At 74.1% G+C, this 19916-nt stretch carries 16 protein-coding genes and 2 pseudogenes; 4 read left to right on the top strand and 14 right to left on the bottom strand.

The features are described 5' to 3' along the window. Positions 1-169 precede the first annotated feature (169 nt). The 4 genes from GWK25_RS17560 to GWK25_RS17545 all read right to left on the bottom strand — a co-directional run bounded on the left by GWK25_RS17560 (position 170) and on the right by GWK25_RS17545 (position 4330). Positions 170-2035: an ABC transporter ATP-binding protein gene (locus tag GWK25_RS17560; RefSeq protein WP_215451134.1), complete on the bottom strand. Its 1866-nt coding sequence runs from the start codon at positions 2033-2035 to the stop codon at positions 170-172. A 246-nt stretch (positions 2036-2281) separates the two neighbouring features. After that, positions 2282-2908: a YigZ family protein gene (locus GWK25_RS17555; protein ID WP_215451133.1), complete on the bottom strand. Its 627-nt coding sequence runs from the start codon at positions 2906-2908 to the stop codon at positions 2282-2284. A gap of 85 nt (positions 2909-2993) precedes the next feature. Then, a complete protein-coding gene (locus GWK25_RS17550) occupies positions 2994-3581 on the bottom strand; it encodes a histidine phosphatase family protein (protein WP_215451132.1) in 588 nt (195 codons plus the stop codon). Then, entirely contained in the window at positions 3578-4330 is a 753-nt protein-coding gene (locus GWK25_RS17545; protein WP_215451131.1) for a hypothetical protein, read from the bottom strand. The genes GWK25_RS17550 and GWK25_RS17545 overlap by 4 nt, the downstream gene beginning before the upstream one ends. Before the next feature lie 205 nt (positions 4331-4535). Between GWK25_RS17545 and GWK25_RS17540 the strand changes: the two genes are divergently transcribed. Together GWK25_RS17540 and GWK25_RS17535 are read left to right on the top strand one after the other, a co-directional pair. Continuing rightward, positions 4536-4943 carry a CoA-binding protein gene (locus GWK25_RS17540; protein WP_215451130.1) on the top strand — a complete coding sequence of 136 codons (408 nt, stop codon included), beginning with the start codon at positions 4536-4538 and terminating at the stop codon, positions 4941-4943. Positions 4944-5070: 127 nt separating this feature from the next. Continuing rightward, positions 5071-5763, top strand: coding sequence for an ABC transporter ATP-binding protein (locus GWK25_RS17535; protein WP_215451129.1), 693 nt, complete (start codon positions 5071-5073; stop codon positions 5761-5763). An 11-nt stretch (positions 5764-5774) separates the two neighbouring features. Here the strand turns inward: GWK25_RS17535 and GWK25_RS17530 are convergent, their stop codons facing one another. The 4 genes from GWK25_RS17530 to GWK25_RS17515 all read right to left on the bottom strand — a co-directional run bounded on the left by GWK25_RS17530 (position 5775) and on the right by GWK25_RS17515 (position 14230). Further along, a complete protein-coding gene (locus GWK25_RS17530; protein WP_215451128.1) occupies positions 5775-6824 on the bottom strand; it encodes an ABC transporter ATP-binding protein in 1050 nt (349 codons plus the stop codon). 78 nt (positions 6825-6902) lie between these two features. Next, positions 6903-9662, bottom strand: coding sequence for an ABC transporter permease (locus GWK25_RS17525; protein ID WP_308404253.1), 2760 nt, complete (start codon positions 9660-9662; stop codon positions 6903-6905). 191 nt (positions 9663-9853) lie between these two features. Next, on the bottom strand, positions 9854-13030 hold the full coding sequence (locus tag GWK25_RS17520) for an ABC transporter permease (protein WP_215457410.1): 3177 nt from the start codon (positions 13028-13030) through the stop codon (positions 9854-9856). Between the two features lie 249 nt (positions 13031-13279). Next, positions 13280-14230: a universal stress protein gene (locus GWK25_RS17515; RefSeq protein WP_215451127.1), complete on the bottom strand. Its 951-nt coding sequence runs from the start codon at positions 14228-14230 to the stop codon at positions 13280-13282. A gap of 77 nt (positions 14231-14307) precedes the next feature. Here GWK25_RS17515 and GWK25_RS17510 point away from each other — a divergent pair, with 77 nt between their 5' ends. After that, positions 14308-14679, top strand: a complete 372-nt coding sequence (locus tag GWK25_RS17510; protein WP_215451126.1) for a VOC family protein — start codon at positions 14308-14310, stop codon at positions 14677-14679. 4 nt (positions 14680-14683) lie between these two features. Here the strand turns inward: GWK25_RS17510 and GWK25_RS17505 are convergent. The 3 genes and pseudogenes from GWK25_RS17505 to GWK25_RS17495 form a co-directional block, all read right to left on the bottom strand. Continuing rightward, positions 14684-15831: pseudogene (locus tag GWK25_RS17505) on the bottom strand (VWA domain-containing protein). Continuing rightward, positions 15828-16775, bottom strand: a complete 948-nt coding sequence (locus GWK25_RS17500; protein WP_251828898.1) for a MoxR family ATPase — start codon at positions 16773-16775, stop codon at positions 15828-15830. Before GWK25_RS17500 ends, GWK25_RS17505 begins: the two are co-directional and overlap by 4 nt. 82 nt (positions 16776-16857) lie before the next feature. Further along, positions 16858-17514 carry a TetR/AcrR family transcriptional regulator gene (locus tag GWK25_RS17495; protein WP_215451125.1) on the bottom strand — a complete coding sequence of 219 codons (657 nt, stop codon included), beginning with the start codon at positions 17512-17514 and terminating at the stop codon, positions 16858-16860. Positions 17515-17674: 160 nt separating this feature from the next. On the opposite strand from GWK25_RS17495, the gene GWK25_RS17490 reads away from it, so the two are divergent. Beyond that, positions 17675-18232, top strand: coding sequence for an NAD(P)H-dependent oxidoreductase (locus GWK25_RS17490; RefSeq protein ID WP_215451124.1), 558 nt, complete (start codon positions 17675-17677; stop codon positions 18230-18232). Between the two features lie 124 nt (positions 18233-18356). On the opposite strand, the gene GWK25_RS17485 is transcribed toward GWK25_RS17490, so the two are convergent. The 3 genes and pseudogenes from GWK25_RS17485 to GWK25_RS17475 form a co-directional block, all read right to left on the bottom strand. Next, positions 18357-18917: a YbaK/EbsC family protein gene (locus GWK25_RS17485; protein WP_215451123.1), complete on the bottom strand. Its 561-nt coding sequence runs from the start codon at positions 18915-18917 to the stop codon at positions 18357-18359. 43 nt (positions 18918-18960) lie between these two features. Then, the gene (locus GWK25_RS17480; RefSeq protein WP_215451122.1) at positions 18961-19533 is read right to left on the bottom strand and encodes a helix-turn-helix domain-containing protein; all 573 of its coding nucleotides are present in this window, start codon (positions 19531-19533) and stop codon (positions 18961-18963) included. A gap of 183 nt (positions 19534-19716) precedes the next feature. Continuing rightward, a pseudogene (locus GWK25_RS17475) lies at positions 19717-19916 on the bottom strand (acyltransferase); the annotation flags it as partial.

Here is a 19916-nt window from a genome sequence, read left to right as displayed (position 1 = left end):
GACCAGCCGGTCCCGGCTCTCGCACCGACCACGCTAACGCCTGTGGGCACCTGGTCCCGCACGGGCCTCGATACGAGGTCCCGCGATCCCGCGATCCCGCGATCCCGCGACCGCACGGTGCCGCGGAGCCCCGCCGGGGGCGGGCGGGGCTCCCCTCGGCGTCACTCCGTCACGTCGCCGGTGCCGGCGCGGGCAGCCCGTCGAGGCCGGCTTCCGGCACCGGTCCGGTGAGATCCGGCTCGGCGTTCTCGCCCAGGAAGCCGCCCGACTGGTGCCGCCACAGCTTGGCGTAGGCACCGTTCGCCGCGAGCAGTTCCTCGTGGGAGCCCTGTTCGACGACGCTCCCGCGGTCGAGGACCACGAGACGGTCCATGCCGGCGACCGTGCTCAGCCGGTGGGCGACCACGAGGGCCGTCCGGCCTTCCATCAACCGCCACAGGGCGTCCTGGACGAGGATCTCGCTCTCCGAGTCCAGCGCACTGGTCGCCTCGTCGAGCAGCAGGACGGGGGCGTCGCGCAGGATGGCCCGGGCGAGGGCGACACGCTGGCGCTGGCCGCCGGAGAGCTTCACCCCCCGCTCCCCCACCAGGGTGGCGAAGCCGTCCGGGAGTTGGCCGACGAACTCCGTGACGTGCGCGGCCTCGGCCGCGGCGTGGATCTCCTCATCGCTCGCGCCTGGCCGGGCGAAGGCGATGTTGTCCCGCAGACTGCGGTGGAACATGGCGGGTTCCTGCGGGACGTAGGCGATCAGTGAGCGCAGATCGGTCTGGCGCAGCCGGGTGATGTCCTGCCCACCGATGAGGATGCGGCCGTCGTCGATGTCCGACATCCGCAGCAGGAGCCGGGTCAGCGTGGTCTTGCCACCGCCGGACCTGCCGACCAGACCGATGCGCGCGCCCGCGGGCACGTCCAGGTCGAGTCCCTGGAAGATCGGCTTCGCGCCCGCGTGGGCGAAGGTCACCTTCTCGAAGCGGACGCCGGTGTCGCGGGGGGCGAGCGGTTCGGGGTCCGTCGGGTCGAGCACGGTGGGCGGATCGAGCAGCAGCTCGGTGAACTGCGCGGCCTCGGTCATCGAGTTCTCCAGACGCCGGTAGATCTGGTTGAACTCGAACATGATCTGGGTCGCGTTGGAGAAGTAGGTGAAGGCGACGACGACCTCCTCGACTCCCCTGCCCGAGCCCCCGAGGGCGATGGCGACCACCAGACCCAGCACGTTGGCCAGGATGGACATGGGGGCGATCAGGGTGTCGACGCGCAGATTGCCGTAGTCCCACGACCGCAGGGTCAGGCGCCGGGAGTCCGCGACACGGTCCCGGTGTTCCTCGGCCTCCCGTGCCTCGGCCGCGAACGCCCGGATGGTCTCCATGTTCACGAGGCTGTCGGCGACATGGCCGGAGACCCGGGCGACCGCTGCCTCACGGTCGTTGACGAGTCGCTGCCGACGCCGGATCAGCGGTGTCGCCGCCACCACGGTCACCGCGATCATCGCCAGCAGGACGACGACGAGCATCGGTTCGTAGGTCCACAGCACCACGGCCCCGAACAGCAGGGGGACCAGACTGCCCACGATCCGGAAGGTCAGCGTGTCGACGAAGTCCTCGAAGCGCTTGCCGAAGCTCAGCACCCGCTTGGTCAGGGAGCCGGCGAAGTTGTCGTGGAAGAACGCCGCGTCCTTGGCGAGGAGTTCGTCCATTCCGTTCACGTAGAGGTGTTCCATGCCGAGCGCGTCCACCCTGTTCAGGCAGTGCTGCCCGACCCGCCACACGACCTCGGCGAGCAGCAGCGTCACCCCGAACGCCAGCACGTACGGCAGCGCGGAACCGAGGGTGAGACCCCCTTCGTCGGCGGCCTGCCCCGCCAGCTTGGCGATCAGCAGGGGGGCGACGTAGCGGATGCCGATGTTGCCCAGGGCCGGCAGCAGCATGGCCGGCAGGGCCAGTCGTCGCAGGCGCAGCAGTTCCTGACCGTAGCGGCGCAGCGCCAGAACGACCGCGCTCCTGCCCGGCGTCGCCCCTCGCGTATCTGATGTCCCCATCACACTCCCGGAGGTTGAGAAGTCGGAAGTGTCCCGTCGGCGGAGGCTCACAGTCCACGCATTTAACGCGGACCGACAAGAACCGGACATGGGCGTGTCGGGCCGACGCGGTGGGCGTCCGCGCTGGTGAGCCCCGCGAGAGCCGGGGCTGCGGCGGCCCCGCACGGGCTCCACCGCACGACGGGCTCAGAACTTCAGTCCGATATGTGCGGCTACCGGCGGGCGAGGAGCGGGAGGGGGCGGCGCTCACGCGTCCCCGTACGCCTCCCCGCCGAGTTCGAATGCGGCGGTGCCCGCGGTGGTGTCGGCGAGCCAGGCGCGGAAGGCGTCCACGTCGGCGTCGGGCAGTCCGATCTCGATGGTGACGGCCTCGCCGTAGCGGACGTCGCGGACCTGGCGCCCGGTGGACCGCAGGTCGTTCTGCACCTTGCCGGCGCGCTGATGGTCGACGGTCACCGTGGCCAGCCGGAAGCGCCGGCGCGTGAGGGTGCCCAGCGCGTCGAGCGCCTCGCCGACGGCGCCGCCGTACGCCCTGATGAGTCCGCCCGCGCCCAGCTTGACCCCGCCGTAGTACCGGGTGACGACGGCGACGACGTACCGCATGTCCCGTCGCAGCAGCATCTGGAGCATCGGGACGCCCGCGGTGCCGCCGGGCTCGCCGTCGTCGCTCGCCTTCTGGACGGCCGCGTCGGCGCCGACGACGTACGCGAAGCAGTTGTGCGAGGCGTCGGCGTGCTCCCTGCGGACGGCCGCGACGAACTCCTGCGCCTCCTGCTCGGTGGCCGCCGGGGCGAGCGCGCACAGGAAACGGGACCGGTTGACCTCGGTCTCGTGCACTCCCGCGCGGGCGACGGTGCGGTACTCGTCCTGCATCCGGCCAGCCTATGCGCAGCCCGAAGCGGGTCGGCGGGGGGTGCTGGCCGGGATGCGGGATTGGGTGCGGGCGGCCGTCGCATCCTCATTCCTTGGCACGCTTGGCGCCCTTGGTTCCCTTGGCCCCCTCCGTCTGCTTTCTGCCCCTGGCCACGATCAGGTCCGTCAGCAGGGCCGTGCCCGGGGCGAGTGCCGACCAGGTCGGTCCGTGCCAGGAGAGGAAGGCGATGGCCGAGGTGGGGAACTTGGTGCGCACCTCGTCCAGCGCGTCGTCGAGGGCGTCGCCTGCCAGGTCGAGGACGAGTTCCTCCAGACCCGGGTTGTGGCCGACGAGCAGCAGGGTCCGCACCCGGTCCGGGGTCTCGCGCACCACCTCCAGCAGCTCGGGCACCTCGGCCGCGTACACCCGCGCGTCGTGCCGTACGGGCGGTGGCGTGCCCCACTCCGCGGCGGCCAGTTCCCAGGTCTGCCGTGCCCGTACGGCCGTGGAGCACACCGCCAGGTCGGGCAGACAGTCCGCGTCGGCGAGGGCCCTCCCGGCGGCGGGGGCGTCTCGGCGGCCCCGTGGTGCCAGGGGCCGCTCGTGGTCGGGGACGCCCACCGGCCAGGCGGACTTGGCGTGCCGCAGGACGATCAGTCTGCGCAGCGGGCCCGCTCCGGCGCGCGCCTTCATGCCGATGCTCCGATCTGACGAGTGAGCTCCAGTCCGAGGAGCCGGTCCGCGTAGGCGTACGTCTCGAACCGCGCCCCGTCCGGTACGTCCGGGGCGCTCTCCACGTCCCGCAGTACGCCGAGCACCGCGCGGACGTCCAGGTCGTCCTCCCATGCGGCGCGCAGGGCCTGCCGTACGGGCTCGGGAACCGGCCGTGACGGTCGCGTCGCCCACGCCGCCACCGCCGTGCGCCAGTGGTCGAGCGTGGCGGCGGCCTCGGTGAGCGCGGTGGCGTCGAGGGTCGCGGGCGCCCGGCGGGGGTGGGTGAGCAGGGCCAGCCGAAGGGCGGTGCCCGACGCCGCCGCCTCGGTGCCCCGCACCGGGGCGACTTCGACCGTGACGTCGGTGTCGGCGCGCTCGGTGCCGACGGCGCTCTCGGCACCGTCGCCCGCGCCGTCACCGTGGTCATCGCGCCCCGGCCCCGACGCCCCCGGGCCGGTCACGCGCAGCACCCGTTGTCCGCCCCTCGTCGCGATGGTCTCGTTCGGCCGGACGCCGAGGTCGTCGGCGCGGCGCCGCAGTTCGGCGGACGGGTCGGCGACCAGGAGGACGGGGCTTCCGTCCAGTTCCAGGGCACGGGCGAGGACGTCGGCGACCAGCAGCACCCGCAGGGCCGAGGTGTCCTCCCCCGGCACATGGGCGTGGACCCGGGTGAGCGCCCTGCGGATCTCGGCGGGTTCGCCGGTCCGGGCGTCGGTGATACGCAGCACGGGGTGAGCGTAGGCGCGGAACCGGCCGGACGCAGTGCGGAGGACGGCCTTCCGGTCGACGGGCCGCCCTGAGCGCGCCGTGCACGCCCTCACGGACGCACCCGTGAGGGCCCCGCGCCGGGAATCCCCCGACACCGCACGCTGTTGGCGCAGACGGGCCCCGCCACCGGGCGCGCCTCGTACGGACGGACAGAGGAGACGGCACATGTACGGCGACCCCGCCACGATCCGCAAGATCCTGACGGAACTCGGCGACACCTGGGCGGTCGTCGGCCTGTCCACCAACCGCGACCGGGCGGCGTACGGCGTCGCACAGGTCCTCCAGCGCTACGGCAAGCGCGTCGTCCCGGTGCACCCCAAGGCCGAGCCGGTCCACGGCGAGCAGGGTTACGCCTCCCTCTCCGAGATCCCCTTCCGCGTGGACGTCGTCGACGTCTTCGTCAACAGCGACCTCGCCGGTCCCGTCGCCGACGAGGCGGCCCGCATCGGTGCCCAGGCGGTCTGGTTCCAGCTGGGCGTGATCGACGAGGAGGCCTACCGCCGCACCCGCGAGGCCGGCCTGGACATGGTGATGGACCGCTGCCCGGCGATCGAGATCCCCCGCCTCGGCTGACACCGCCGGCCCCGTGCGGGCGCCTCTCCGCGAGGCGGTACCGCCCCAACACAGGGGACTTTGCCGGGCGTTGCACCGGGTGCGACACTGGTGCGCTGCGGAATCGGCGGAGCATACGGGGGGCACGATGGGCCAGGCGGTGACCGCGGCCATGCTGCGGGTGACGGATGTACACAAGTCCTACGGCCGGGGCGCCGGCGCCGTGCACGCGCTGCGCGGCGTCTCCTTCGAGGTCCCCCAGGGGGAACTCGTCGCCCTGAAGGGGCGGTCGGGCTCGGGCAAGACCACGCTGCTGAACATCGTCGGCGGTCTGGACGAACCGGACAGCGGGCGGGTGACCGTCGACGGTCTGCACCTCGGCGACCAGGACGAGGACGCCCTCCTCGCCCTGCGCCGGGAGCGCATCGGCTTCGTCTTCCAGTCGTTCGGGCTCATCCCGATCCTCACGGCCGCCGAGAACGTCGGCGTGCCCCTGCGGTTGCGCGGGGCGGATCCGCGCGAGCGGCGGGAGCGCGTCGAACTGCTGCTGTCCCTCGTGGGGCTCGCGGACCACGCGGCGCAGCGGCCGGGCGAGTTGTCGGGCGGGCAGCGCCAGCGGGTCGCCATCGCCCGCGCCCTGGCCAACAGTCCCTCGATCCTCATCGCCGACGAGCCGACCGGTCAGCTGGACGCGGAGACCGGGCACTCCGTGATGGAACTGCTGCGCGCGGTCGTCCGCAGCGAACGGATCACGGCGCTCGTGGCCACCCATGACACGACGCTCCTCGACCTCGCCGATCGTGTGCTGGAGCTGAAGGACGGCGAGATCACCGAGTCCTGACCCGTCCCGCCTCAGCCCTCCGGCTGCCCTCCCCCCGAGCCCCGGCCGTCACTGCCGTTTCGGCCGTCACTGCCGTTTGGGCCGTCACCACCACTGCGAGGGTCCCGGCCGTTGCGGGGCTCGTCCGGGCGGACGGCGATGTGGTCGGGTTCCAGTTCCAGGGCGACGCGGTCGCGCATCCCGAGGGCCCGGGTGTACTCGGCGGGGAGCTGGAGGCGGCCGGCCCGGTCGAGCATGGCGTATTCCCGGGCGACCAGGTTCTCCTGCCCTGTGGCGGAGTCGACCTCGCTGTGGCGCAGGACCTCCGTCGCCGTGCGGCCGTCCCGGATGGCGACCGTACGGCGGACCTCGCCGGCGACGGACTGGTCGTGGGTGACGATCACGATGGTCGTCCCCAGCTCCTCGTTGGCGGTGCGGAACGCGGCGAAGACCTGTTCGGCGGTGTGGGAGTCCAGTTCGCCGGTGGGCTCGTCCGCGAGCAGGACCGCGGGATCGTTGGCGAGGGCGACGGCGAGGGCGACACGCTGCTGCTGGCCGCCGGACATCTCCTGCGGCCGACGGTCGCGGCACTCGACGACGTCCAGCAGGTCGAGGAGTTCCAGGGAGCGCTCGGCCCGGGCTCGGCGTCCGCCTCGGGCACGGGCCAGCTGCAGGGGCAGGGCGACGTTCTGCGCGGCGGTGAGATAGGGCAGGAGATTGGCGGAGGTCTGCTGCCGGACGAAGCCGACGGTGCTGCGGCGGTAGGCGAGCCGTTCCCTGGCGGACATCGTGACCAGGTCGTGGCCGGCGACGCGGGTCGCGCCGGCGGTCGGTCTGTCCAGTCCCGCGAGGATGTTCATGAGGGTGGACTTGCCGCTGCCGGAGGCGCCGACCAGGGCCAGCAGCTCCCCCTCGCGCACGAGGAGGTCGAGGCCCTGCAGGGCCTGCACCTCCACGCCGTCGGCGGTGAAGATGCGCACCAGGCGGTCGCAGCTGATCAGGGCGTCCTGGCCGTAGGCGGCGGCGTCACGCGCGGCGAGCGCGCGGTCGGCGAGTTCGTGGAAGGTCGGGCTGCTGGTCATCGGCTGCTCCTGGGCGGTCGGAGGGACTCGGGCCGGTGCCGGAGGTGGCTCGGTCGGAGGGGGCTCGGTCGCGGGGCCCTAGACGTCACCCAGCCTCAGTTCGCGTACCGCGCCACGCCGGCTGGTCCACCAGGCCTGGCCGGCGGGCACCCCGACGGCCAGGAGCAGCACGGCGAGCGCCGGGACCGCCAGCGAGAGCGGATCGGTGCGCAGCACGGCCCCTTCCGGAGCGGACGGGGAGGCCAGGGCGATCGCCGTGAGGTCGACGCCGGGCGCCAGCAGGTGGATGGCGACCCAGCCGGTCAGTACGCCGCCCGCCGCGGCCAGGAACGCCTGCGGGAGGGCCGTGAGGATCAGCAGTCGGCGGCCCTGGGCCCGGGTCATGCCCATCGTGCGCAACCGGGCGAGCAGAGCGCCGCGTTCGGGTGCGGTGCGCAGCACGGTCAGCACGAGCGCGAGGATCGCGTACCCGGCGCCCGCGGCGACCGCGACGCCGTACAGGCGTTCCGCGCCCGACTGGAGGGGTGAGTCGACGTGCCGGGTGCGTTCCTCGGCGCGCAGCCGGACGGTCACCGCCGTGCCGTCCGCCGCCGAGCGCAGCGCCCGGCCGTCGAGGGCGTCACCGGTCAGCAGCAGGGTCGTCGCACGCGCCTCGCCGCGGGGAAGGCCCGCTCGGTCCACGATCAGGAACTCCTCACCGGACACGGCCGGGGTGCGTTCCCGGACCTGGGTGATCGTTACGGTGACGGAGGTGCCGTCCGGGAGCTGGACGGAGTAGGGGCCGGTGCCGTACTCGTCGGCCACGCGGGGTGAGGCCAGCGCGGGCAGGGGCCGGTCGGCGCCGCCCGCCGTCCCGGCGTCCGCCTGCCGGAGGCCGGCCGCGTCGAACGGTCCCGTGCCCGTGCGCTGTGAGAGCCGGGCGTAGCCCTCGGGGTCCACGGCGGCCAGCGGGATCAGCCGGCTGCCTTGTTCGGGCTTCGCGTCGTAGGTGATGTGCGCTTGCGTCATGTCCTGGACGCCGGGCAGTCGGCGGACGCGGTCGGGCAGGCTTCGGGGCAGTTCACCGGTGGTGGCCTCGATCCGGCCGTCCGCACCCACCTCGTGGAGGGCGGCCTGGTCGCGGGCCGCCGTGACGCCCTCCAGGACCGAGCCGCCGAACGCGGCCGTGGTCAGGGCGCTGAGCAGGGCGAGCAGCGGCAGCACCGCGAAGCCGGGGGCGCGGGCCACATGGGCCAGCGACAGCGGGATCACCAGGCCGCGCAGGCGGGCGGCCGCCCTGCTCAGCGCGCGCAGCGGCAGGGGGTGCAGGCGTGCCAGCAGCAGAGCCGCGACGACGCCCGTCAGCAGCGGGGCGGCGGCCACCAGGCCGGTGCTGCCGGATCCCTGGCGGCGCAGTGCGGCGACCGCCCCCACGGCGATCACCAGGACGGTCAGTTCCGCCACCGTGCGGCGCCGTGAGGGGCGGGCGGCGGTGAGGTCCTCCCGCCCGTCGTGCGTCCGTACCGTGCGGTGCGCCACTACGGCGCGCACGGGGAGCACGAGGCAGGCGAAGAGGGTGACGGCGAGGGCGGTGACGACCGCGGGCGCGGTGCGGGCACCGGGCAGGACCAACAGTGCGGCAGCGAGCCCCAGGGCGCCGGCGGGCACCGCGACCACCACCGTCTCCGCCAGCAGGCGCGCGGCGAGGCCGGGCAGTGAGGCTCCACGAGCGCGCAACAGGGCCAGCTCCGTGCGCCGGCGATCGGCCGCCACGCCGCCCGCCATGGCGAGGACGATCACGGCGAGGCTGCCGGTCCCGACGGCGGCGAGGAGCAGCAGCGGGTCGATCCCCGAGCGGAGCCGTGCGTGGTCCGCGAGGACCTCGTCGAGGTTGGTCTGGGCCTCCAGGCCGTCGTCCACGACCGTCCGCAGTCGTTGCACTCCCGGCCCCGATTCCAGGGCGGCCACGGCGGACGCCAGCCGGTCGAGGTCGTGGCCGCGCAGGGTGGCGACCTCGGGGGCCACGTGCCAGTACCGCTCAGGCCGCCCGGAGGTGCCCAGGAGGGCCGGACCGGCGTCGGGGGCGAGGAGCAGGCCGGCGAGCCAGTGGACCTCCGACGGCGGGAGGTCCGGCCGCCGGCTCAGCGCGGGGGTGCGCAGCACCGGCAGCGCCGACCAGTAGGCGCCCTCGGGGGCGCGGGGGGCGACGATGCCGGTGATCCGGACGGCCAGCGGGCCGCGGCCCGAGCCCGGTACGTGGATCACCGAGCCCACCTGGATGTGCAGGGTGCGGGCGGTCTCCACGGTGACGGCGGCCTCGACCTGCTCGGTCGCCGCGGTCACCGGCGCGCTCGTGGTGCGCGGCAACCGGCCGGCGCGGAGCCGGGCGTGGGAGCCCAGGTCCTGCTGGGCGGCGAGCACCATCTGGGCGGGCCGACCGGCGGGCTGGGGGAGCCAGGGGTCGGACGCCTCCAGGCCGACGGTGGTGCGCACGCCGTACGACGACTGCGCGCGGTCGGGGACCAGCGGCGCCTCGGCGGTGGCGAGAATCTCGGCGCGCGCCTCGGTCAGCGGTGCGGGGCGCAGGGCGGCCTCTATCTCCGCGACCGAGTCCATCCAGGGCAGCGGGACCTGGATCTGCACGGTCGTCTGGTCGGGCAGGGCCTGCTCCACCGCCCGGCGCAGCCCGGCGTCCCCGTACCGGTCGACGGCGCGCGGGTACGCGGCGGCCAGCGCGGCGGTCACGGCGACCAGGAGCGCGAGGGCCACGGAGGTACCGGCGAAGGCCCTGAGCCGGGTCCGCAGTCCGGCCCGTACGGTCCGTGGCACGGCCTTGGTCTCCCTGTCGCGAGCGGGCACCGTGTTCGTGTCTCCGTCCCGAGCGGGCACCGTGTTCGTGTCTCCGTCCCGAGCGGGCGCCGTGTTCGTGTCCCCGTCCAGTGGGGGCACGGTGTTCGGGTCACCGTCCCGGGCAGGCACCGCGTGCGTGTCTCTGTCCCCAGCGGGCACTCCGTTCGAGTCTCCGTCCCGAGGGGGCACCGGCCGCGCGTTCACTGTGTCACCTCGTCCCGAAGAGCCGTCACGGGTTTCGCCCGCCGGAGGGCGAGGGCCACGGTCACGAGGGCGGGGCCCGCCGCGAGGGCCGCCAGCAGGGCGGTCAGCCGCAGGAGCGGGAGTTCCACCAGCACGGGCGGGATCGGCCGGGTGGCCTGTCCGGTGAGGACGACCAGGGGCACCAGCGCGTGCGTCAGCACCGTGCCCAGGGCCGTGCCGACCAGCAGCGCCAGGGTCACCAGGACGCCGTGTTCCACGACGACCAGCCGGGCCAGCCGGCGGCGCGGTGTCCCGAGAGCGCGCAGCACGGCGAACTCGCCGTCCCGGGAGCGCATGGCCCCTGCCGCGCTCACCGCGAAGCCGAGGGAGGCGAAGAGGACCGTCACCACAGCCGCCGCGATCAGCGCCGCTTCCGGGGCCGCCCCGAACGGGTCGTCGCGCAGCTTCGCCGCCAGTTCGTCGCGCACCGTCACCTGCTCGGGATCGACGTCGGGCAGGGCGCGCGCGGCCGCCGCGGTGGCCCCGGGCGCGTCCGTGCCCAGCCACCACTCGGTGGGCTTCAGGCTGGTTCCGTAACGGGCCTCCAGCACCTGGTTGACGGCCCGGAGGTCGACGAACAGGGCCCCGCCGTCCTGTGTGGTGGCTTCCGTGGTGGGCAGGGCGCTCGCGGTGCGGACGATGCGTACGGGCACGGAACGGCCGTCGAACGTGACCTCCACGCGCTGCCCCTCACGGGCGCCGGACGCGACGAGGAACCGGTCGGTGGCGACCGCGACGATCTCGGGCGCCGCGGGCTGGACGACCTTGAGCCTGACCTCCAGCGGCAGGGCGGGCGGCATCAGTTCGGGCAGCTGGTACCCGGTGTCGTAGGAGAGGGTGAGGGGTGCGGTCGACGTGAGCCGGGGCAGGGTCGGCCGGGCCTCGTCCTCGGGTGGGGCGGCGCCGGAGTCGGCCTCGACGGCCGTCGTCCACTTCGTCGGCAGGGTCACCTCTCGGACGTCACCGTCGCCCGTTGTCGCCGTGAGCCCGCCGACGACCAGGCGGTGCCGGTCGGCGCGCTCGGTCGGCTGCGCGGTGCTCAGCCGGAGCGCGATCAGCGCCAGCGGCCCCCGCGCGCCGTCGAGGTCCGGGGTCAGCCGGTGCTCACGGCCGTCGGCGGGGAGGTGGCCGGACGGCAGGTCGTAGGAGGTTCCGTGGCGGTCCCGCACCGTGAGCGTGACGTCTGCCTCGGTCCCCGGCGCGGTGCTGTGCAGGGCGGCGGTCAGGGTGAGCCGGGTGGTGCCCTCGGGTATCGCGATGCCCGAGGGGGCGCCGCGTGGCGCGAGTCCGGCGAGCAGCGGGCCGTCCGACAGGTCGCGCCGCGCCAGCACGGTCCCGGCGGCCTCCGTCGTGTTCAGCGCCACGACGGTCGCCTTGCGGCTGCCGGAGAGCGACATCGTGCCCCGGGCCGCGGGGGCGACCGCGTCCACGTGCGGGAGGTCGGCGTACACGTCCGTACGGCCGACGACCCCGCCCCCGGAGGCCACGACACGTACCGCGGCGCCCGCGCGGAAGTCGGCCTGGTCGGCCTGGGAGCGGAGCCAGGACGCGTGCTGCCCGATCGCCACCACGCCCAGCGCCACGGAGATGACCAGGAGCAGGACCGGACCGGCCCCGCGCATCGGGCGACGGCTGAACTGCCAGCCCACCATGGCCGCGGTCAGCCCGTGCCCTCGGGTCAGCAGCCGCTCGCCGACCCGCGCCAGCAGGGGCAGCAGCCGTAGCACCAGGACCGTGCCGGCGAACAGCACCAGGGCGGGCGCCACCACCAGCAGCGGGTCGACGCCGAGAACCCCGTCGCGGTCGGCGGTGACGGCACCGGAGTCCTGGCTGCCGAGCAGCCAGAAGGCGACACCGGCCACGGCCAGCAGCCCGACGTCCGCCCCGGCGCGCAGCGGTGCGGACAGCGCTCCCGCCCGCACCGCGACGGTGCCCGCGAGGGTCGCCCGCCACGCCGGGACGGCCACCGCCAGCGCGCACAGCCCGGCCACGGCCGCGGCGACCGCCCACACCTCGGGTCGGCCCCCGACCGGCACCTCGACGCGCACCCCGGTCCGGCCCAGCGCACCCTGCGCGGCCAGCAGCCGCGTCAACGGGCCCGACAGCAACGGCGCCAGCACCACCGCCGGCGCGGCGATCAGCAGGGCCTCCAGCGCGGCGAGGCCCGCCAGCCGTGCCCGGGTGGCACCACGCGCACGCAGCAACCGGGTCTCGCCCGCGCGGTCGGAGTCGAGCAGCCGCGCGACCAGCAACAGGGCGCAGGCGGCGAGCAGGGCGAGCTGCCCGGCGACGATCAGCATGCCGGCCCGTGTGACGAGCAGGGAGCGTTCGACGCGGTCCAGCACGTCGGGCAGCGCGGTGTCCGCCGTCGTCGCGCTGCTGAGCGCGGGGTGTTCGCGCAGCTGCGCGTTGCCCGAGCGGGCGGCCTCGCGCAGCGGGCCGATCCGGTCCGTCGTCAGCGAGGAGTAGTCGGCCGAGACCAGCCAGCCCGACGCGCCGACGCTCACCCGGCCCGACGTCGGCACGCCCGCGGCGGTGAGCAGGGGGCCGTATGTCGTGTAGCTCGACGCCTTCACCCCGCGGCCGCCCAGGTCGTCCAGTTGCCAGTAGGGGGCCCGGACGTCCGCCGGCCGGTACACGCCGGTGATCACCACGGGCACCGCGGGGCCGTCCAGTTGGTCGTCGACGGTCAGCCGGGTGCCGGGGGCCACGCCGAGCCGCCGGGCGGCGCTCTGCGGCAGGGCGACCTCGATCGTCCCGGAGGCGTCCGTCTCGCGGGGGAGCCGACCGGCCACGGTCCGCACCTGGCTGCGGTCCAGGGCCGCGAAGTACGTGAGGTCCGGGTTCCCGCCCCGCTCGGCGGGCGGCCGCAGCTTTCCCGGCAGGGCGTACGGCCCGGACCGCAGCAGTGTGCGCACCCGCACGGGCAGCCCGTCGAAGACGGTGCGGGCCGCCGCTCGTACGGCGCCGTCGGCCGCCTGCCGCTCGTCGGCCGGCACGTCGGCCTTGAGCACCAGAGCGGCCTCGGCGGCGGTGCGCTGCTCCGCGAGCGACCGCCGCAACGCCGCGTCGCCGATCGCGCCCGAGTAGGCGGTGAGCGCGGCCAGCACGGCCGTGGTCAGCAGCACGGTCATCAGGACCGCGCCCAGGAGAGCGCGATACGCCCACGCCCGCAGCGCGATGAACCGCAATAAGCCCGCAGGCACAGCTCTTCCCCCCACCGAATCCCCCGATGCCCCCGTGGCCCCCGTGGCCCCCGATTTCAACCGCACGGACCGGAACGCGATGCCACGTCTGTAGCGTGCGACTGCAAGAGGGCATTCTAGGACTGACTTTGGTCGTCTTGTGATCGATATCGATGCTTCTTGAGAGGATCGATGTCTTCAGTTGTGCGGAACGACCGCCACCGGTACCCCGGCGTGGTGCAGCACCGCATGGGTCACCGGACCGATGTGCGCCCCCAGCGGCGAACGGCGGACGCGGCGCCCGACGACGAGCAGGGAGGCGTCCCGGGACGCCTCCAGCAGATGCTCGGCGGCCTTCCCGCGCCGCGACGCCTCCACCACCTCGACGGACGGATACTCCAGCCGCCAGGGACGCAGCGCCGCACTCAGCCCGGCGGCGTCCATACCGCCCAGGTCGGCATCGAGATCCTCGCCCAGGCCCGGCCTCTCCCGCAGTCCGGACCGCGGCGGCGGACTCCAGTCGTGCAGGACGCGCAGCGCGGTCCCCCGCGCGGCGGCCGCCTCGCACGCGAACCGGATCAGCGTGGGGTCCGGGTGCGCGAGGTCCACGCCGAGCACGACGGGCCGGAACGGCGTCGCGGCGACCGGAGCCCCGGCCGGGCCCGGCGCGTGCTCGTCCGCCGCCCGCTCCCCGGCCCGCACGAGGACGACGGGCCGTTCGGTGTGCGCGACCACGTGCAGCCCCACGGAACCGAGCAGGAAGCCGGCGATGCCGCTGAGCCCCCGGGAGCCGAGGACCACCAGCTCGGCCTCCGGAGCCGCCTTCACCAGTTGCTCGGACGCCCGCCCCGTCAGCTGGTCGACGCCGACGTCCACACCGGGGTGGCGCTGCCGAATCCCGTCGGCCGCCTCCCTCAGGACCTTCCCCACCCCCGCGCCGTGGTCCCCCTCACGGCCCCGGGCCTCCTCCGGCTCCGGCTCACCCTCCGCCCCCAGCACCGGCGCCCGCCCCATCGGCTCGGGAACCGGCTCCCAGACATTGAGCAGCCTCAGCGGCAGGGCCCGCAGCCGCGCCTCCCGGGCCGCCCACTCGGCCGCGGCGAGGCTCTCGCGCGACCCGTCGATGCCCACGGTGACGGTGCGGGACATGGGCGCACCTCCTGAGGTCGAGGCCTGTTTCCAGCATCGCCGTACGGCGGCGGATCCGCAGGGGCGAGAATCGGACCGTGCTGAGAATCGGATCGGTGGTGCTGGGCGCCTCCGACGTGCGGCGGGCGGCGGCGTTCTGGAGGGGAGCCCTCGGGTACGTCCCCCGCGAGGAGCCGGAGGACGACTGGGTGGTCCTGGTGGATCCGCGGGGCGTCGGCGCGCAGATCTCCGTGGGTCTCAGCGAGACGCCCGTGCAGGATCGGCCCCGGGTGCACCTGGACCTCTACGCGGGCGACGCACGGGACCAGGCCGCCGAGGTCGAGCGGCTGCTCGGTCTGGGCGCGCTCCGCGTCGACTGGGACGACTACCCGGAGGACGCCGACTTCGTCGTCCTCGCCGACCCCGAGGGCAACCGCTTCTGTGTGATCGACACCGGCGGCCGGGAGTGATCCCTCACACCGGCAGCAACCGTGTCACCAGTTCCCCGAGCCGCCGCGCGTTCCGGCAGGTGTGCATGTCGACGATCCCGGCGTAGACCGGGGCGGCCGAGTCACCCACCCCCCAGGTGCTCGGTGTCTCGGGGTTCAGCCAGTGCACGCGGCGGGCCCGGGCCGCGATGCGCCGCAGGGCCTGCGCGTTGGGGTCGAACCCGTTGGTGCGGGCGTCCCCGAGCACGATCACCGACGTACGGGGGCCCACTGCGTCGAGATGGCGCTCGGCGAACTCACCGAGCGCGGCCCCGTAGTCGCTGCTGCCGTGCCAACCGGTGAGGGTGGCCTCGGCAGCGATCCGGCGGCCGAGTTCGGCCGGGTCGGCCTGCCCGGTGGTGACGAGGCGGGTGACCTCGTCGACGCGATTGACGAAGGCGTAGACCCGCACCTTGCTGAACTGGTCCCGCATCGCCTGCACCAGGAGCATCGTGAAGTTGGCGAACCCGGCGACCGACCCGGAGACGTCGCAGAGCAGCACGATCTCCGGGCGGGCCGGCCGCTGCCGTCGATGGGCGGGGCGCAGCGGTACGCCCCCGGTGGACAGCGAGCGCCGGAGCGTGCGCCGGATGTCGATCTGGCCGCGTGCGGCCCGGCGCCGCCTGGCGGCCAGCCGGGTCGCGAGCTTACGGGCCAACGGCTGGACGGTACGGCGCAGTTCGACGAGTTGCTCACGGTTCGCGACCAGGAAGTCGACCTGGTCGGCGCTCCGCGCGACACCCCGCTCGGCGATCATGTCCGCGCCCCGGCGCTCGGCGACCCGCCGCCGCGCCTCGGTCCGTACCCGGTCGCGGAAGTCCTCGATCCGGCGCCGGACCTCGTCGGCGTCCAGCCGCTCGGTGAACCCTGCCGAACCGATCCCGGCCGCGGAGCCCCCTCCCGGGCCGAGCGTGAGCCCTCCACCGAACCCCATACGGACGCCGCCAGCCCCTCCCGGATCCGCTCCCGGTCGGCGAGACCCAGCACCTCCAGCACGGCTGCCGCGTCCACGGTCTCGCCCGGTCCGATCCGTATCCCGTGGCCTCGCAACGCCCGGACCAGCGCGGTCAGCCGCTCGGCCAGCGGAGAGGCGGGAGCATCGGAGGAATCCGGGACGACGGGTGAACCGCTCATACCAGCGTCAGCTTCCGCGCGGCCTTCTCGATGTCGTCCTGGTGCTTGAGGATCACGCCGAGACTGTCCCGGACGACCGCCTCGTCCAGGGTGTCGGCGCCGAGGGCCAGCAGGGTGCGCGCCCAGTCGATGGTCTCGGCGACGGAGGGTGCCTTGCGCAGCTCCATCTCGCGCAGCGCGCCGACCACCCGCACCAGCGACTCGGCGAGCGCGGCGTCCAGGCCGGGGACCCTGAGCCGTACGATCCGCTGCTCCAACTCGGCGTCGGGGAAGTCGAGATGGAGGAAGAGGCAGCGGCGGCGGAGCGCCTCGGAGAGTTCCCGCGTGGCGTTCGAGGTGAGGACGGTGAAGGGGCGTCGGGTCGCGGCGATCGTGCCCAGCTCGGGAACGGTGACCTGGAAGTCGCTCAGCACTTCCAGCAGCAGCCCCTCGACCTCGACGTCCGCCTTGTCGGTCTCGTCGATGAGGAGCACGGTCGGCTCGTCGCCCCGGATCGCGGTCAGCAGGGGGCGGGTGAGGAGGAACTCGTCGCTGAAGATGTCGGAGCGCGTCTCGTCCCAGGCCTCGTCACGCCCGGCCGTGATGCGCAGCAGCTGCTTGGCGTGGTTCCACTCGTACAGGGCGCGGGACTCGTCGATGCCCTCGTAGCACTGGAGTCGGACCAGGCGGGCGGCGCCCACCTGGGCGACGGCCTTGGCCAGCTCGGTCTTGCCGACGCCCGCGGGGCCCTCCACCAGCAGTGGCTTGCCGAGCCGGTCGGCCAGGAAGACCGTGGTGGCGACGGCGGTGGAGGCCAGATAGCCGGCTTCCGCGAGCTGTGCGGAGACGTCGTCCACGGACGAGAAGAAGCCGGTACCGACGAAGTCCGCCCCCGCGCGCCCGCCGCTCGGGCCGCCTACGTCGCCCGCGCCGCCGACGCCGTTCACCACGTTCGTGTCGGTCATGTGGCCCCTCCCGCTCCGCCCGGCGTACGAGGCACCTCCCCGACACCCTCGCCAAAGCTACCAAGCGGTCGCTTGGGCTGCGCTAAGCCGTCACGACCAGCCGCGTGACCAGGTCCCCCCACCCGAGCTCCAGCCGGTCGAGGGACATCCCGCGCCGCTCCACCAGGTGGTCGACGAGGTTGATGTCCAGGTAGCCCAGCAAGGTCTGCGCCAGCAGCTCGATGTCGCCCCGGACGCCGGCGCGGCGCAGCAGCATGCACAGGTGGCTCAGGCGGAGCTGGGCGGCCGGGTTGGCGTGACTGCGGGTGGCGTCCGCACGGGCGGCGAGGTAGAGGTCGCGGTGGGCGTACTCGTGGCGGATGGTGGCGGCGCCGAAGGCCCGGAGCCGCTCCACGGGAGGCGCGTCGGGGCCGAGCGGCGGCGGGCCGGTCAGGAAGGATGCCTGGAACTCCCGCTCATGGTGGTCCAGGAGCGCGACCAGGAGCCCGAACCGGTCGCCGAACCGCCGGAAGACGGTGCCCTTGCCCACCTCGGCGGCGCTCGCCACGGCCTCCATCGTCAGATTGGCGGCTCCGCACTCTGTCGCGAGCCGGGCGGCGACCTCCAGCAGCCGCGTACGGTTGCGGGCCGCGTCCGCGCGCAGCCGGGGCTGGTCGGGAGCGGTGGTGGCGAGGTCCAGCAGTCCGTCGAGGGGGTCGGGGGCCTGAGGCGCCGGGAAGGGCGGCAGCGACTCTTTCATGAAAAGAGCGTAACGCTCACCACACACAAGTGGACCCCGGTCCGGATAGCTGCTACAAATTTCAACGGACCCCGGTCCGTTTAGCTTCTCCCGCGGGCCTCGGTCCGTCGGCTTTTCCTCACGTGTTCCCTACGTGCACATCCTTGCAAGGAGTCAGCTCATGTCCGTACGCATCCTCGCGCTCGTCGGCAGCCTTCGCGCCGGTTCGCACAACCGCCAGCTCGCCGAGGCGGCCGTGAAGCACGCCCCCGAGGGCGTCGAGATCGAGCTGTACGAGGGTCTGGCCGACGTCCCGTTCTACAACGAGGACATCGACAACGAGGCCGCCCTCCCGGCCGCCGCCGCCCGGCTGCGCGAGGCCGCCGGCCAGGCCGACGGCTTCCTGCTCTTCTCCCCCGAGTACAACGGCACCATCCCCGCCGTGCTGAAGAACGCCATCGACTGGCTGTCCCGCCCGTACGGCGCCGGCGCCCTCACCGGCAAGCCCGTCGCCGTGGTCGGCACCGCGTTCGGCCAGTTCGGCGGCGTGTGGGCGCAGGACGAGACCCGCAAGGCCGTCGGCATCGCCGGCGCCACGGTCCTGGAGGAGGCCAAGCTCTCCATCCCCGGCTCGGTCGTCCGCTTCGCCGAGACCCACCCGGCCGACGACGCCGAGGTCGTCACCGGCCTCACCGAGGTCCTGGCCCAGCTCACCAGCAAGGCGGGCGCCGCCGCCTGAGGCCCGTCCTCAGCCACACCTCGTCGGGTTCCGGGCCGCCGCCCGGGGCTCGACGTCGGCGTTCCGGGCGGAACGGATCGCCCGGACGGGATCGGCGGGCTGGGGGCCGCACCGGGGCCGCCGTTCAGACGGTGACGCCCAGCCCCTCCAGCACCACCGCGTTCGGCAGCTCCGCGAACGCCTTCCCCGGCACCAGCAGCTTGCCGCGCCGCCGTCCGCTGCCGACCAGGACGTACGGCAGGTCGACGACGGCCGCGTCGACCAGGACCGGCCACGACGTCGGCAGTCCGACGGGCGTGATGCCGCCGTACTCCATCCCGGTCTCCCCGGTGGCCGTGTCCATCGACGCGAACGAGGCCTTGCGGGCGCCCAGTTGGCGGCGGACCACGCCGTTGACGTCGACGCGGGTGGTGGAGAGCACGACACAGGCGGCCAGGCTCGACTCGCCGCCCCGCTTGCCCGCGACGACCACGCAGTTGGCGGACCGTTCGAGCAGGTCCTGCCCGTAGTGCTGGACGAACACCGCGGTGTCGGCCCACTCGGGGTCCGTCTCGACGTACAGGAACCGGTCGGCGGGCACGCTGCCGGACCAGCCGCGTACGGCGTCGGCGACCGGGCGGACGAGATCGTCCAGGCAGTCGGGGGCGGGGGTGGCGTGGTCGAAGTCTCCGATGGGTGCGCGCATGGGCCGCACGGTAACAAAGCCGTGGACGCCCTGGTCCGGCGTCTCAGTGCACGCCGGGCACCGAGACCGTCAGCACCATCTCGGTCGGCACCTCGCCCCGATTGGCGTACTCGTGGGCCGCATTCGCCTCGAAGGTGACGCTCGCGCCGGCCGGGACCCGGTACTCGGCCCCCTCCACGGTGAGGGTCAGCTCGCCCGCCGTGACGTGCGCGATCTCGACCGTGCCCCCGGGATGCGGGTCCGACCGGCTGCCCTCCCCCGGCATCAGCCGCCAGTCCCACATCTCCAGCGGACCGGGTGCCTCCGTACCGGCCAGCAGCCGACTGTAGCTGCCAGCCTCGGTGTGCCACAGCCGGACCACCTGCTCGGCCGGAACGACCCTGACCTTCGGCCCCTGCGCGTAGTCGAGCAGGGTGGTGATGCTGATGCCGAGGGCGTCTCCGATCTTGACGACGGTGCCGAGACTGGGGTTGGTGCGGGCCTGTTCGATCTGGATGAGCATCCCGCGGCTGACACCGGCGCGAGCCGCCAGGGTGTCCAGCGTGAACCCCCGCTCGGTGCGCCAGCGCTTGACGTTCCGCGCCAGGGACTGGGTCAGCAGGTCGAGGTCCGACACATTCCGTCCAAAGTCTCAGTCGTCTCAGTCGTTCAGTTGTCTCGGTTGTCTCGGTTGTCTCGGTGACAGAGTCCAACACGTCGAACGAGGTGGGGTGCACCCGACGTTCACCGAACTGTACTGCGAGGGCGGCACCCCTCCAGGGCCCATGAGGCGTGGTCGAGGTACGCCGCCCGCCGGTTCCTAGGCGGACTCCCCCGCCCCTTCCGCGTCCCACTCGGCGAGCGCCAGCAACTGCTCCGGCGTGACCCCGTCGGGGATCGGGACCGGCGCGGGCGTCCGGATCGGCGGCTGCCACCCCGCCACCGGGTCCCACCGGCGCACGACCCGCGCGGGCGCCCCGGCCACCACCGAGTGGTCCGGCACCGTCCCGCGCACCACCG

The organism is Streptomyces sp. ATCC 21386 (genome assembly GCF_018728545.1).
Taxonomy (GTDB): domain Bacteria; phylum Actinomycetota; class Actinomycetes; order Streptomycetales; family Streptomycetaceae; genus Streptomyces.
Note: the sequence above shows the minus strand (reverse complement) of the source record. Positions and strands in the feature narration are given on the sequence as shown.